We start from the raw sequence: 13,589 nt of genomic DNA on the forward strand, positions 1-13,589 counted from the left end.
AATATAAGCCTTGATTTAGATTTGACAAGTTAAGTATTTTATATCAGGAAAAAAAAGCTTTATCCAAAACCTAATGTCATACTAATCTCGATTTTTTGTTAAATGTATTGGAAAAAAGCCTAGCCAAAACAATTTCTAGTTGAGATGCTTTTTTTATGGATGAATGGTAACCTGTGTATTTGAAAATTAGGAAAAACACGAGTAATCAAGCATAGGGCATCAACTACTTTTTTCGCCAACGATTTACATCAAACAAAGCTTTTGGGAAATTTACGCCTATATGTACATTGTACTTTTGCTGTTCTAAAGGTGGCAATACCGAAATCAAATGAACTTTATCAGCTGGAACCGAAGCTAATGCTGGCAACCAATGTTTCACATATTCCCCTTGGCTATCATAACGAGTGGCTTGTGTCAAAATATTAAAATAGCGATTTTCGCGAGGGTCATTCCCTACGCCTGCTACATAATTCCAGTTGCCCCAGTTAGAGCATACATCATAATCGAGTAGCTGGCTTTCAAACCAACTAGCGCCCCAAGTCCAATCTATTTTTAAATCTTTTACCAAGAAACTAGCCACATTTTGTCGTCCGCGGTTTGACATAAATCCTGTAGCAAGAAGTTCTTTCATATTAGCATCAATCAAAGGAATACCTGTCTCTCCGTTTTTCCATAGCTCAAATATTCTCTTATTTTGACTCCACTGAACGTGCTGATCTTGTTTGATACCTTTTGCCGAAAAAATTCTATTGCCATATTTCATCGAAACAAAACGGAAGTAGTCACGCCAAAGAAGCTCAAAAATCAGCCAATACGTTGAATCATTTTTGACACGCTGGTATTCATACTCTTGGACTTGCTGATAAATATGCCTTGGCGAAATACAGCCATTGGCTAGCCAAACAGAGAACTTTGACGAAAAGTCCATACCAAGCATTTCGTTGCGTGTTTCCTTGTAAACTTTGAGTAAATCTTGTTCCCAAATATATTCTTTCAAACGTTGATTTGCTGCATCTTCACCACCAACATAATGTGTAGTAGCATCGGAAGAGTACCCGAGCAGACTTTCAGCTGTGGGCATTGTACCAATACTTACATTAGTTTTGAACAAAAGTGCATAAGGCGTATCAAAGCAAGAGCGGACTTTACACGATTTTTCTACCCTATTTCTAAATTGTGTAAAAACGTCTGGCAACTGGTCAATATCGAAAGGTAAATCATCAATATGAAACAAGGTTGAAGTCCAAAAAAAGGATATCGATTTGTCCATAGCTAGCAAGGCCTCCTCTACTTTAGCATCTACTGCTGTTTCTTCGGAAGTGACTTCTTCTGAGCAATACACTGCCTCAGCCTCTAACTCGATTGCTAATCTTGGGAGAATTTCCTCTGGCTTTCCTACCCTAACAATTAGACCTGAGCTAATTGACTGGAGATTTTTTCGAAGATTTTGAACTGATTCTATCAAAAATTGGGTACGAAGCCAGCCTGTTTTTGAGAAGCCTAATGATAGCTCTTCAAATTGCCTAGGGTCAAAAATATATACAGGAAATACATTGGTCGTTTTTTGTGAAGCTTTCCACAAAGGTTCGTGGTCATGAACTCTTAAATCGTTGCGATACCAAACTATAATACTCATTTTAAAATGTTTTTTAGTGTATAACCGACAAGGATGGTTTTAGTTTTCGGAAATACTTATTCTTGGTGTGTCTCTACTACAATTTCCCAACGGAAAGCCCATCTCCAACGAATCTGATAGTGATGAATGCCAGCTCTTTCAAGCAATGAAACTATTTCCGACTTTTTGAAGGCTCGCCAGACCGATAGTTTGGCATCGTGTTTTACAAGATATGACTTAAGGAAAAGTTGAGTAATCCAAGCAATCGAATGGTAGGCAAACCAATGTCTATGAATATCATTGATGACAAAACCCAAGCGGCATTGTTTTTTAAGTAATTGAAAAAGTCGAATGAGTTGTTCGTCGGTAAAATGATGACAAAATAGCGTCATACTCACAATATCAAAACTATGTTGTTGAAAACTTTCTGAAAAAACGTTTTCATGCAAATACGAAATATTAGGAAAATCCTGAGTTCTTTTTTGGGCAAAACCAATCATAAAATCGTTAGCATCTATACCAACAAGCTTACTTTTATATCCTTTTTGCTGAAGCCATCGCGCCATTAATTTCAACATATCGCCACCACCACAGCCCAAATCACCAATTACTATAGCTTGAGATTTATCATGATTGTTCAACAAGGTTCGTAATCCTCCAATAGTAACTTGATTTCCCCCAAGGTATTGATTAATGAGTGCCAATTCCTCTAAATTCTGGCGAAGAGCATCGTTATCAAGCTCAAAATCATCGATGAGTTCGGGCTGATTGCTTCGATATGATAAGTCTGGCATAAGGTTATGAGTAAATGAATTTTCAGTAGAGACTTAATGTTTTAGGTCTTGTCTAATGATAATCAATGGAAAAGGAATTCTTTTTGATAAATTTCTTGGAGATACAATGCGATGTTTCTCTATTCTATAATGATAAATTAATCAATTTTGTTTTGTAAAAAGAGCAATGAATGTACTTGTAAGAAAAAACTACGAATACTAACTTCAGTATTATAAACTATAACCCAAAAGAGAACTCGAATGAATTTAGATTTAAGACATAAAAATGCCATCGTTTGTGGAAGCACACAAGGTTTGGGCAAAGCGTCTGCCATAGAGCTCGCTTTATTAGGGGCAAATGTAACACTTGTTGCTCGAAACGAAACTTCCTTACAGAAGGTAATCCTAGAATTGGATATTAGCCAAGGGCAAAAACATCACTACTTTGTAGCTGATTTTTCTAATCCTGAGCAAGTAAAAGTAGGCATAGAACAGTATTTGGCGAAGTTTCCAGAAATACATATCCTAGTAAATAACACAGGAGGACCGAAAGGTGGTCCAATTTTAGAGGCAACCATCGAGGAATTTACCCAAACCTATTCAAATCATCTGATTTGCAATCATATACTCGTACAAGCATGTGTACCTGCTATGAAAAAAGCAGGATTTGGCAGAATTATCAACATTATTTCTACCTCTGTCAAACAGCCAATTAGCGGTTTGGGAGTATCGAACACAACAAGAGGGGCTGTAGCATCATGGGCAAAAACTTTAGCGGGCGAGTTAGCACCCTTCGGCATCACAGTCAACAATGTGTTGCCCGGTTCGACCAAAACAACAAGATTGGATTCGCTTATAGAGTCAAGAATGAATACTACAGGAGCGTCTAGAGAAGAAGTAGAAAAGGCTTTGCAGGTAGATATACCAGCCAAAAGATTTGGAGAACCTGAGGAGTTTGGCGCCGCAGTGGCATTTCTATGTTCACCAGCAGCTTCTTATATTACAGGGGTCAGTTTACCAGTTGATGGTGGAAAAATCTTGGGATTATAACCTGAGGGAGTGCTGAGTTTTGAATTTTGAGTGCGGAGTGAGGGCTGAAAACCTAACTCCACACTCAAAATTCAAAACTCAGCACTGATCAGTGCCACTTCTGGTTTATTTTTCCGACGTATTTCCCTAGTTGATTCTGAAAAAGAACATCTTGTAATTCTGCTCCAACATTAGGGTACATTTCTAATTGGTTAATCTCAGAAAGAGGAATCCATTTAATTTCTAACGCACTCGTCTCCGAAGGATTTAATATAGGAATCCCACCTATAACCTGAGCGATAAATACACAGTGCAATACATCTGTTTTTTGCTGTGGCAAAATCACCTCCCCTGATAACAACATAGGTCCTACTTCTATCTCAACGCCTAATTCTTCACGAAGTTCTCTTTCCAAAGTACTTACCAATGTTTCGCCGGGGTCAGTGTTGCCTCCAGGCAAATTGTAAACTTGGGAGTTACCATACTCATAACGCATCAATAGTAGGTGGTTGTTTTCGATAATCGCTACACTTGGCCTTACTTTCATAAACTACTTGTTTAAAATTATTGAGGTTCGACATGAATAGAGAATGTTTTGGCTAATGCCATCAAAGTACCCTCTATCCACTTTTTTCTTAATGAAATGTTAACGTATAAAATATTCTAGGGGTAAAATACGATTGATTTGTCAGTAAGACAAATGAACCTCAGAAAAACTTCTTAATCAAAAAGCCTTCAAAAAAGGCATAAACATGTATAGTTATTATGAAAACTTCAAAGAAAACTCTATTCCTAAGTCTGTTAGGTCTAATGATATTTACCCTAACTAGCTGTTTTGTTCGTGTAGATGATGTTAACCCTCGTGGCTATGAAGTCGAACAAGAAGTTCGCATTCGTAATTTTGATGGTATTGATATGGGAAATGCTTTCAAAGTAAATGTAAGAGCAGGCAACACCTTTAGTGTTTTTGTTCGAGGTGACGAATACGATTTAAACGACCTCGATATTTATGTAAAAAATGGGGTATTAATGGCCAACTATCGTAACTATCGCAATCGTCGCTACCAAGTTACATTTGACATTGTTATGCCTTCGTTACGCTCATTTGAACTTTCGGGCGCGAGCACGGGTAAGGTATATGGTTTCGACGAAAGAGATATGTATGTGAATCTTTCGGGCTCTTCTTATTTAGACCTAAACTCCGACGCACAATATTTTACCTTTGATATTTCTGGTGCTTCTACGATGGATTTATTGGGAGATACCCAAAAAATCTCTGGAGGAATCTCTGGCTCATCATTAGTAAATGGTTTTGCCATGAGAAGTGAGGAAGTCTATTTAGATGTATCAGGTGCTAGTAAAGTAAGAGTAATGGCCTCTCGTTACCTCAATGTAATAGCATCAGGAGCGAGTTCCGTATATTTCAGAGGTACACCCGTCGTAGATGCAAAAACTTCGGAAGGAAGTGTAGTAAGACACGATTAACATCTTCATTTGACAGTATATATTTGTGGCGATTTAAAGAAGGCGGGATTTTCTCGCCTTTTTTCTTTGCTGATATAAGTAATAAAACTTTTGAATTAACTTTGAACAGAGGTGGAAAGCATATTTAAAGATACCTTTTCACCTTGACCTTTTGCATAAAACTACCTAATATGAATCAATACATAGCCCATATTGCTATCGTGGTAGATGACTACGATCAAGCTATTGAATTTTATACCCAAAAATTAAAATTTGACTTAATCGAGGACACCTTTATGAGTCCAGAAAAACGTTGGGTATTAGTAAAGCCTAAAGGAGCTCAAGAATGTGCAATCTTACTGGCCAAAGCTGCCAATGACGAGCAAAAAAGTAGAGTTGGTAACCAAACAGGAGGGCGTGTATTTATGTTTTTATATACAGATGATTTTGTGAGAGATTATCAAAACTTATTGATAAATAATATCAATATTGTTCGAGAGCCCAAAGAGGAACTATATGGAACAGTGGCAGTTTTCGAAGATTTGTATGGTAATCTTTGGGATTTAATTCAACCTAAAAATAAAGTAGACTAAAATATTAACCATCAAGTATCTATTTAAAGCCTACAACTAAATACACAAGCAATCTTGTTACTACTAAATCTTAATATAGGTAATAAGGAATTATTATCTAGCATTACAAAAAACATATACTACTGAAAATCAAACAATTATACAATTTTGTAATTTTTAATATACCATCTATTTATTTTATCCGATTACTTATATTTTATTTTTTAATAAAAATCACGTAAGTTGCGATGCAAAAAGTATTCTTGGTATTATCCCTTTATGCTTTTTGCCAAATTAATAAGACCTTCCCAAGATTAACTCTAGAAGTTACCATATCTTTTAGCCAATTTAAAAGAATAATTCACCTAATTCATGACAATTTATCGATGTGTCATTTTAGAAGACGATGACATCGCTCAGAAAATTTTAGAAACTAATATCAAAAGGTTACCACATCTTGAAATCGTTCAAGTTTTTAGTAATCCAATCGAAGCCATTCCTTTGTTACATCAAGGAAGGGTAGATATTCTATTTTCTGATGTTGAAATGCCCGAAATTTCTGGATTAGATTTGATTAAAACACTCGAAGCTCCTCCTCAAATTATTCTTACTACGAGCCACTCCGATTATTCGATGGAAGCATTCGACGTAGGAGTAACAGATTATCTGCTCAAGCCCTTCAGTTTTGAGCGATTTTTAAAAGCTGTTAATAGAGCTATCGATACTATTAATATCAAGAATAAAGCGTCACAAAAGCCAGTTGTTCAGGAAGAGCAAATTATCTTTTTAAAAGCAGGAAGAGAGTCTTTAAAATTCTTTGTGAATGATATTCAATATATCGAGGCATTAGGAGCTTATACGCGTGTTTTTAGTAAAGAAAAGCCTGTATTGATTAGTGAGTCTATCTCTGATTTACAAATAAAGCTTCAGCCTCTTAATTTTATTCGTGTTCATAAGTCATATCTTGTTCCAAGATTTAAAGTAACAGGAATTTCGTCGAGACATGTAATTCTAGATAAGTTAAAAATTCCTTTGGGAGTATCTTATCGTGAAACAATCGAAAAACTTTTTGAAGAAAAATCTGGTTCATAAAAAAGGGGCTTTTGCAAATGCAAAGCCCCTTTTTATTATTCTATTTTGCTATATTACTACAAGCTTTTCAAATCAAAATTCTCCATAAAAGCAGTTGTAAATTGACCTGATTTGAAGCGTTCGTCATCCATCAATTTAATGTGGAATGGAATCGTAGTTTTGATACCATCGATTACGAACTCTTGCAAAGCACGCTTCATACGCAACAATACCTCTTCACGGCTCTGACCTGAAACAATTACTTTCGCAATCATTGAGTCATAGTTTGGTGGAATTGTATAGCCTGCATACACATGGCTGTCGATACGTACTCCGTGACCACCTGGCAAGTGCAAATTTGTAATTTTACCTGGCGATGGGCGGAAGCCGTTTGCTGGATCTTCAGCATTGATACGACACTCTAATGCATACAATTTTGGGGTATAATTTTGACCCGAAATTGCTACACCAGCAGCTACTTTGATTTGTTCTTTGATAAGGTCAAAATCGGTTACCTCTTCAGTAATCGGGTGTTCTACTTGGATACGAGTATTCATTTCCATAAAGTAGAAATCGCCATGCTTGTCTACCAAGAACTCAACAGTACCTGCTCCTTCATATTTAATAGCAGAAGCACCTTTGATAGCAGCCTCACCCATTTTCTCACGAAGTTCTGGAGTAAGCGCTGGTGAAGGAGTTTCTTCACAAAGTTTTTGGTGACGACGCTGAATAGAACAATCACGTTCAGAAAGGTGACACACTTTACCAAATTGGTCACCAACCACCTGAATTTCGATGTGACGTGGTTCTTCTACATATTTTTCCATGTAGATACCATCATTACCGAAAGCATTTGCCGCTTCCATTTTGGCATCATTCCATAGCTTTTCAAATTCGTCTTCATGACGGATGATACGCATACCACGACCACCACCACCAGCCGTAGCTTTGATGATAACAGGGTAAACAATATCTTTTGCAATACGCTTAGCATCCTCTACGGTATCAATCAAGCCTTCTGAACCTGGAATTACAGGTACGCCAGCGATTTTCATAGTAGCTTTTGCTGTAGCTTTGTCACCCATCAAATTGATTTGTTCGGCAGTAGCACCAATAAATTTGATACCATATTCAGAACAAATACGAGAGAACTCAGCATTTTCTGACAAGAAACCATACCCTGGGTGGATTGCATCTGCGCCAGTAACTTCGGCAGCTGAAATAATCGCAGGGATGTTCAAATACGACTGACGGCTTGGCGGTGGGCCAATACACACAGCTTCGTCAGCAAATTTTACGTGAAGGCTTTCACGGTCAGCAGTAGAATAAATTGCTACCGTTTTGATGCCCATTTCCTTACATGTTCTAATGATACGGAGGGCAATTTCACCTCTGTTGGCGATAAGTATTTTCTTAAACATTCTTTAGCTTTAGTTATAAACTCAACCAAACAATCTCTATCGGCATTTAACTGGTACTATTAACCAATTAATAGTATTGAGTGTTTTTGACTTATTGAAAAATAAAACCAAATAGATGGGGTAATTCAATAAGAGTGGCTTATTGTTCAACTACGAAAAGAGGTTGATCAAACTCAACTGGAGTTGCGTTTTCTACTAATACCTCAACGATACGACCAGATACCTCTGATTCGATTTCGTTAAATAATTTCATAGCTTCGATGATACAAACTGGCTTACCTTTTGATACCTCTGAACCAATTTCAACGAATGATGGAGTGTCTGGACTAGAAGAACGGTAGAATGTACCAATCATTGGAGATTTGATAGTCACACGGTTAGAAGCTACCGCTGGAGCTGCTGCTGGAGTTGCAGGTGCTGCTGGTGCTGCCGCCACTGGAGCTGCTGCTACTGCCACTGGAGCAGGAGCGGCTACAACTTGTTGTACCACTGGTGCTTGACCATAACGCTTTACTGAAAGTTTCAACTCAGAAGTTTCGATGTTTACCTCATCAAGAGTTGATTGAGCAATAAAATCTAATAGCTTTTGGATTTCTTTATTTTCCATTGGAGGTTGGTGTTACAATGTCTAATTGATAAATTTTACGTATAAGGGAATTTCAGATAAGTAATTGTTTTCAAGAATACATCTCACAAAAATTAAGGCCGAAAAAGGACAACGTCCTATAAATTCAGGACTAAAGATACAGTAAATATAAGTATTTTTAGTTGAGCCAGTAAAATCTTGAGGAGTAAAACTTTATTGAAAATCAATTACTTATCGCAGGGTATTATTTTACACGTTCTACGTATTCGTAAGTACGAGTATCTACCTTGATTTTCTCATCGTTTTGGATGAATAACGGTACAGTAATCGTTGCACCAGTTTCAACAGTAGCAGGTTTTTTAGGAGAGTTGGCTGTGTCACCTTTAATACCTGGTTCGGTATAAGTAACAACAAGCTCCACAAATAGAGGCATTTCGCAAGAAATAGGTTGTTCTGTTTCAGCATTGATTAAGATTTCAACCAATTGCCCCTCTTTCATGAGGTCAGCACCTTCAACCATTTCTTTGTTCAATGTTACTTGTTCAAAGTTTTCGTTATCCATGAAAGTATAACCAAACTCCTCTTCATACAAGTATTGGAAAGAACGACGCTCTACACGTACCGGGAAAATTGCTACCCCTGAGTTGAACGTGTTATCGATTACCTTACCTGAAGTCAATGATTTCAATTTTGTTCTTACAAAAGCAGGGCCTTTGCCTGGCTTTACGTGTAAAAACTCAACAACTGAAAAAAGATCGTTGTTAAATTTGATTACTAGTCCGTTTCTGATGTCTGCAGTAGTTGCCATTTTTTCAATTATTTAGAAAACAAGAAATACCATAAGCAATTTTGCTTTCTGAACACTAAATAGTTACAAATTTGATAATTACAAAAATTTGAATGTGCAAAATTACAAAAATGTTCTCTGAACTTAGCACAAAAAAAAACAGTAAACTACCCAGTTTAATGAAATTTAGCTAGGAAGTTTACTGTTTTGATACTTTAGTACGCCCATTTGAGGTAAACACTCCCCCAAGTAAAGCCTCCACCAAATGCGGCAAGGATCAGATTATCACCTTTTTTAAGCTGACTTTCATAGTCCCACAAACATAGGGGAATAGTAGCGGCAGTGGTATTTCCGTACTTATGAATATTGAGCATTACTTTTTCAGGACCAACACCCATTCGGTTGGCAGTAGCGTCAATAATTCGTTTATTAGCCTGATGCGGTACCAAAAAGGCTACATCATCGCCCGAAAGATTATTACGCTCCATGATTTCAGCCGAAACATCTGCCATACGAGTTACAGCAAACTTAAATACAGCTTGTCCTTCTTGGTGAATATGATGCCACTTATTATCAATCGTTTCATGTGTTGGAGGATATGCACTACCCCCACCTTTCTGAATCAAGTGATTAGCCCCTGATCCATCTGATTTTAAGATAAAATCCTGAAGACCTAAACCATCAGTGCTAGGCTCAAGCAATACAGCGCCAGCGCCATCGCCAAACAAAACGCAAGTAGAGCGATCGGTATAATCAACAATAGCTGACATTTTATCGGCACCTACTACTATTACTTTCTTATAGCGACCTGATTCGATAAACATAGCACCCGTTACTAAGGCATTCAAAAAGCCTGAGCAAGCCGCTGCAATGTCATAGGAAGCATTGAAAGAAATGCCTACTTTATCACAAATCAAATTTGCAGTTGATGGAAAAAAATGATCAGGAGTTACTGTAGCACAAATCAACAAATCTACCTCTTCAGGCTTTGTATTGGTTTTTTCCAATAATTTTTTTACAGCTTCAGCTCCCATAACCGAAGTACCTTGGCCTTCGCCACGCAAAATACGGCGTTCTTTAATACCCGTACGGGAGATTATCCATTCATCTGTGGTATCAACAATTTTTGCTAAGTCAGCGTTAGTTAATACTTCCTCTGGCACATATCCCTGAACACCTGTAATTGCTGCAATGATCTTTGTCATGTTCAATAATATAAATAGTGCCCTGCGAACCAGCATTATGTGTGGTGTATTCAAACGCCACACGGTAGTTGGCAGGAGCACTCCCTATGCACTCAGTGCTTCTTTGATCTTTTCTGTAACTTTAGATTCTACGATTTTAGTAGAAAGATGAATCATATTTTTAATAGCTTTTGCCGATGAAGCACCATGTGCAATGATAACATTGCCATTTACTCCAACGATTGGACTACCTCCTACGGCTTCATAATTAGTTTTGTCAAGGAAATTGGTTTCAACACCTTGATCTTTCATGATACCATATAATGATTCACCCATTTTTAAAAGGATATTTCCAGTAAAGCCATCTGTTACAATCACATCGGCTTTTCCTTTAAAGAAATCTTTTCCTTCGATATTACCAATGAAGTTCATTTTTGTATTTTCCTTCATTAGTTTATGGGCTTGTTGAGCAATGACAGAACCTTTTTCAGCTTCTTCTCCAATGTTCATCAATCCTACTTTGGGATTTTCCTCCCCTGTTGTTGCTTGGTAATAAATAGAACCTAACAAACCGAATTGCTCAAGCATTTCTGGCTTCACATCGGCATTGGCACCAATGTCCACCATTACGGCCATTTTGCCGTTGGTCTGTGGTGCAAAGCCTGCGATTGCAGGACGCTGAACACCCTCAATTGCTTTTATCGAGAAAAGTGACCCAACCATCATGGCGCCAGTATTACCTGCCGAGCCAAATGAATCGATTTCACCTGTCTTTAAAAGTTTAAACCCAACTCCGATACTGGAATTGGGTTTAGCTTGTAAGGCTTTTACAGGATGCTCACCCATTTCAATTGTTTCGTTAGCCTCAACAATTTTAATGTTTGATCCCGTATAATTTTGTTTATCAAGAACTGCTTGAATTGCCTCAGTTTGACCAATCAATACGATTGTCACTCCTTCGGGCAACTCATTAGCTGCTAATACTGCTCCTTCAACTATGGCTTGCGGGGCGAAGTCGCCGCCCATTGCATCAACTCCTATATTCATTGGTTATTTTTGTTTACGCAAAATTGGTAACTGCAAAAATAGCATTTTAAGAAGTTGAAAACAGTATTTTTTTGTGTTTTTTATATATTAAAAAACACATTTATCAGCTATACCTCTGATAATCAGAAACTTTAGCCTATTTAATACCTAAAATATTGTATCAATTACGCTTGTGCAGCATAACCTTCTACTACCATTTTACCTTTGTAGTAAAGGTTACCTTCGAATACGTGTGCACGGTGACGCAAGTGAATTTCGCCAGTAGTTGGGTCTACAGTGATTGCTTTTGGAGTAGCAAAATCATGTGAACGTCTCTTATCTCTGCGAGTTGTCGAATGTCTTCGTTTAGGATGTGCCATTTTCTTATTTCCGTTATTTTGTTACGTTGTTACTTAACTTATGTACGAGCTTCTTGCTCTAAAATTAATTTTGATTATTTTTCAAATTCTTTAATATAGCCCAACGTGGATCTATTGGTGCTTCTGGGTCATCTTCGGGGCTTTCTTCCTCCTCCTCTTCATATTCTTCTTCTTCTTCATCCTCGTCGTCGTCATCTCCGCCTTCAGTGGTATAAACAAACTCTCCTTCTTCATCTTCCCAAAGCAAGTCATCGTCGTCCCAGTCTTCCTCATCGTCCCCCTCTACTTCTTCTTGTTCAAATTTGGGGTGCAATCTCTTAATCGGAATTTCCAGAAATATGAAGTCAAATATATCTTGTGCTACATTAATCTGTTGTACATGACGGTCGATTAACATCAGTTCATCCGTGACTTCTTCAGTACGATCAGCAAACTTCAGAATCATTTTTTTTGTGATGCTAATAGGGTACTCAAACTGCTCAAGACTTCTATCACAAGTTAATTCTACGACTGCTTCAATTTCATAAAGTAACTGAATCATCGTTTCTGATTTGTCTAAATTTACTTTTGCTTTGAAGTTTCCTTTTCCGATTTCATCTTGTTCGTACTCAGCAAAAAACTGACTATCGCCCTCAAACTCATGCACATACTGCTTGTTTTCAAGGCGAAAGATATCAATCTTATAATTTGCTAAATAATTCTTTTTCAAGGCTTTTAATCAAATAAAGGTCTGTAAAACAGACTTGGTTTGGATACTCTACACAACTATGTATTTTGTATTGCACACATGCTTTTAAGCTAACCTAAAGCTAGGTTATCCAGAAAAGACTGCAAAATTAGGTACTTTTTTTGAAAATGACAACAATTCGAAGCAATACTTTTGAGAAAAAGATTTTTTATTAATTCTCAGGCAATGAACCACTTACTACACCAATAGGTTTGGCAGTATTTAGTCTACTATCAAAACAAGAGAGTTTGAAGGAGGCTCAATTTTTACGAACTTTGTAGTTATGAAAAATCTTTTGAAAAATAATCTCTCTTTTTTTATTCCTTTTATCCTTGTGTGGTTTGTGAGTCTGGTGTGGGTTTTAGAAACGCCCAAGTTAGACCAAATGATTTGGATTAATACCCATCGAACTTTATGGACCGACTCTTTTTTTTGGTGGGCGACCCAGTTGGGGGAAGGATGGTTTTTCGCTATTACGATTATTATTTGGCTATTATTAAGATACAAGTATGCAATAATCGGCACTATCGCTTTTGCTATTAGTACAATTATTTCACAAGGTTTAAAGTTTTCGTTTCAAACCTTACGACCTAGTGAGTTTTTTAAAGATATATCATACCCTTGGAAATATGTAAATGGTGTTGAACTCCATGGCTTTAATAGTTTTCCTTCAGGTCATACAACTAGTGCATTTTGTGTATTTACTCTTTGGGTGTTTTTTTCTAAGAAATCTGCCCTGAGTCCCGTTTTTCTTGGATTAGCACTCCTTGCTGCTTATTCTAGGCCATATCTTTTTCAACACTTTCCTGAAGACTTATTAGGGGGGGCTGTCGTCGGAATAATAAGTGCTATATTATCTGTTGAAATCTATCAAAAATATTTTGGTAATAAATATCCTCAATTAAGTCGAAAAGGGTTATTGACAGGTAGTAATTGATATGCTCCGAAAATATT

General features: G+C 37.1%; 15 protein-coding genes. 5 read left to right on the forward strand and 10 right to left on the reverse strand.

The window, feature by feature from the left end:
• Positions 1–223: 223 nt before the first annotated feature.
• Together QM491_RS13065 and QM491_RS13070 are read right to left on the reverse strand one after the other, a co-directional pair.
• Positions 224–1,636, reverse strand: a complete 1,413-nt coding sequence (locus tag QM491_RS13065) for a DASH family cryptochrome (RefSeq protein WP_283327933.1) — start codon at positions 1,634–1,636, stop codon at positions 224–226.
• Positions 1,637–1,692: 56 nt separating this feature from the next.
• Positions 1,693–2,409 (reverse strand): methyltransferase domain-containing protein, encoded by a 717-nt coding sequence (locus QM491_RS13070; RefSeq protein ID WP_283327934.1) that lies wholly within the window; start codon positions 2,407–2,409, stop codon positions 1,693–1,695.
• A 240-nt stretch (positions 2,410–2,649) separates the two neighbouring features.
• Here QM491_RS13070 and QM491_RS13075 point away from each other — a divergent pair, with 240 nt between their 5' ends.
• Positions 2,650–3,438 (forward strand): SDR family oxidoreductase, encoded by a 789-nt coding sequence (locus QM491_RS13075; RefSeq protein WP_283327935.1) that lies wholly within the window; start codon positions 2,650–2,652, stop codon positions 3,436–3,438.
• Between the two features lie 88 nt (positions 3,439–3,526).
• Here QM491_RS13075 and QM491_RS13080 read toward each other — a convergent pair whose 3' ends face one another.
• Positions 3,527–3,964: an NUDIX domain-containing protein gene (locus tag QM491_RS13080; RefSeq protein WP_283327936.1), complete on the reverse strand. Its 438-nt coding sequence runs from the start codon at positions 3,962–3,964 to the stop codon at positions 3,527–3,529.
• 218 nt (positions 3,965–4,182) lie between these two features.
• Here QM491_RS13080 and QM491_RS13085 point away from each other — a divergent pair, with 218 nt between their 5' ends.
• From QM491_RS13085 to QM491_RS13095, 3 genes are all read left to right on the forward strand, one after another.
• The gene (locus tag QM491_RS13085; RefSeq protein WP_283327937.1) at positions 4,183–4,902 is read left to right on the forward strand and encodes a GIN domain-containing protein; all 720 of its coding nucleotides are present in this window, start codon (positions 4,183–4,185) and stop codon (positions 4,900–4,902) included.
• Positions 4,903–5,072: 170 nt separating this feature from the next.
• Positions 5,073–5,474 (forward strand): VOC family protein, encoded by a 402-nt coding sequence (locus QM491_RS13090; protein ID WP_283327938.1) that lies wholly within the window; start codon positions 5,073–5,075, stop codon positions 5,472–5,474.
• Between the two features lie 351 nt (positions 5,475–5,825).
• Positions 5,826–6,545 (forward strand): LytR/AlgR family response regulator transcription factor, encoded by a 720-nt coding sequence (locus tag QM491_RS13095; RefSeq protein WP_283327939.1) that lies wholly within the window; start codon positions 5,826–5,828, stop codon positions 6,543–6,545.
• Between the two features lie 56 nt (positions 6,546–6,601).
• On the opposite strand, the gene accC is transcribed toward QM491_RS13095, so the two are convergent.
• The 7 genes from accC to QM491_RS13130 all read right to left on the reverse strand — a co-directional run bounded on the left by accC (position 6,602) and on the right by QM491_RS13130 (position 12,617).
• A complete protein-coding gene (gene accC, locus QM491_RS13100; RefSeq protein WP_166549956.1) occupies positions 6,602–7,945 on the reverse strand; it encodes an acetyl-CoA carboxylase biotin carboxylase subunit in 1,344 nt (447 codons plus the stop codon).
• 139 nt (positions 7,946–8,084) lie between these two features.
• A complete protein-coding gene (accB, locus tag QM491_RS13105) occupies positions 8,085–8,552 on the reverse strand; it encodes an acetyl-CoA carboxylase biotin carboxyl carrier protein (protein WP_283327940.1) in 468 nt (155 codons plus the stop codon).
• 223 nt (positions 8,553–8,775) lie between these two features.
• Entirely contained in the window at positions 8,776–9,339 is a 564-nt protein-coding gene (gene efp, locus QM491_RS13110) for an elongation factor P (protein ID WP_283327941.1), read from the reverse strand.
• Between the two features lie 194 nt (positions 9,340–9,533).
• Complete coding sequence (locus tag QM491_RS13115) at positions 9,534–10,523, reverse strand: beta-ketoacyl-ACP synthase III (protein WP_283327942.1); 990 nt, start codon at positions 10,521–10,523, stop codon at positions 9,534–9,536.
• An 84-nt stretch (positions 10,524–10,607) separates the two neighbouring features.
• On the reverse strand, positions 10,608–11,549 hold the full coding sequence (plsX, locus tag QM491_RS13120; protein ID WP_283327943.1) for a phosphate acyltransferase PlsX: 942 nt from the start codon (positions 11,547–11,549) through the stop codon (positions 10,608–10,610).
• Between the two features lie 164 nt (positions 11,550–11,713).
• A complete protein-coding gene (rpmF, locus tag QM491_RS13125) occupies positions 11,714–11,908 on the reverse strand; it encodes a 50S ribosomal protein L32 (protein WP_095161299.1) in 195 nt (64 codons plus the stop codon).
• Positions 11,909–11,972: 64 nt separating this feature from the next.
• Positions 11,973–12,617: a YceD family protein gene (locus QM491_RS13130; protein WP_283327944.1), complete on the reverse strand. Its 645-nt coding sequence runs from the start codon at positions 12,615–12,617 to the stop codon at positions 11,973–11,975.
• 301 nt (positions 12,618–12,918) lie between these two features.
• On the opposite strand from QM491_RS13130, the gene QM491_RS13135 reads away from it, so the two are divergent.
• Positions 12,919–13,572 (forward strand): phosphatase PAP2 family protein, encoded by a 654-nt coding sequence (locus tag QM491_RS13135; protein ID WP_283327945.1) that lies wholly within the window; start codon positions 12,919–12,921, stop codon positions 13,570–13,572.
• Positions 13,573–13,589 lie beyond the last annotated feature (17 nt).

The organism is Flectobacillus longus (assembly GCF_030056705.1).
Lineage (GTDB): Bacteria > Bacteroidota > Bacteroidia > Cytophagales > Spirosomataceae > Flectobacillus > Flectobacillus longus.

Excerpts from the sequence above, each read along its gene's own strand:
- QM491_RS13065 (WP_283327933.1), bottom strand. The coding sequence starts at position 1,636 with ATGAGTATTATAGTTTGGTATCGCAACGATTTAAGAGTTCATGACCAC.
- QM491_RS13070 (WP_283327934.1), bottom strand. The coding sequence starts at position 2,409 with ATGCCAGACTTATCATATCGAAGCAATCAGCCCGAACTCATCGATGAT.
- QM491_RS13075 (WP_283327935.1), top strand. The coding sequence starts at position 2,650 with ATGAATTTAGATTTAAGACATAAAAATGCCATCGTTTGTGGAAGCACA.
- QM491_RS13080 (WP_283327936.1), bottom strand. The coding sequence starts at position 3,964 with ATGAAAGTAAGGCCAAGTGTAGCGATTATCGAAAACAACCACCTACTA.
- QM491_RS13085 (WP_283327937.1), top strand. The coding sequence starts at position 4,183 with ATGAAAACTTCAAAGAAAACTCTATTCCTAAGTCTGTTAGGTCTAATG.
- QM491_RS13090 (WP_283327938.1), top strand. The coding sequence starts at position 5,073 with ATGAATCAATACATAGCCCATATTGCTATCGTGGTAGATGACTACGAT.
- QM491_RS13095 (WP_283327939.1), top strand. The coding sequence starts at position 5,826 with ATGACAATTTATCGATGTGTCATTTTAGAAGACGATGACATCGCTCAG.
- accC (WP_166549956.1), bottom strand. The coding sequence starts at position 7,945 with ATGTTTAAGAAAATACTTATCGCCAACAGAGGTGAAATTGCCCTCCGT.
- accB (WP_283327940.1), bottom strand. The coding sequence starts at position 8,552 with ATGGAAAATAAAGAAATCCAAAAGCTATTAGATTTTATTGCTCAATCA.
- efp (WP_283327941.1), bottom strand. The coding sequence starts at position 9,339 with ATGGCAACTACTGCAGACATCAGAAACGGACTAGTAATCAAATTTAAC.
- QM491_RS13115 (WP_283327942.1), bottom strand. The coding sequence starts at position 10,523 with ATGACAAAGATCATTGCAGCAATTACAGGTGTTCAGGGATATGTGCCA.
- plsX (WP_283327943.1), bottom strand. The coding sequence starts at position 11,549 with ATGAATATAGGAGTTGATGCAATGGGCGGCGACTTCGCCCCGCAAGCC.
- rpmF (WP_095161299.1), bottom strand. The coding sequence starts at position 11,908 with ATGGCACATCCTAAACGAAGACATTCGACAACTCGCAGAGATAAGAGA.
- QM491_RS13135 (WP_283327945.1), top strand. The coding sequence starts at position 12,919 with ATGAAAAATCTTTTGAAAAATAATCTCTCTTTTTTTATTCCTTTTATC.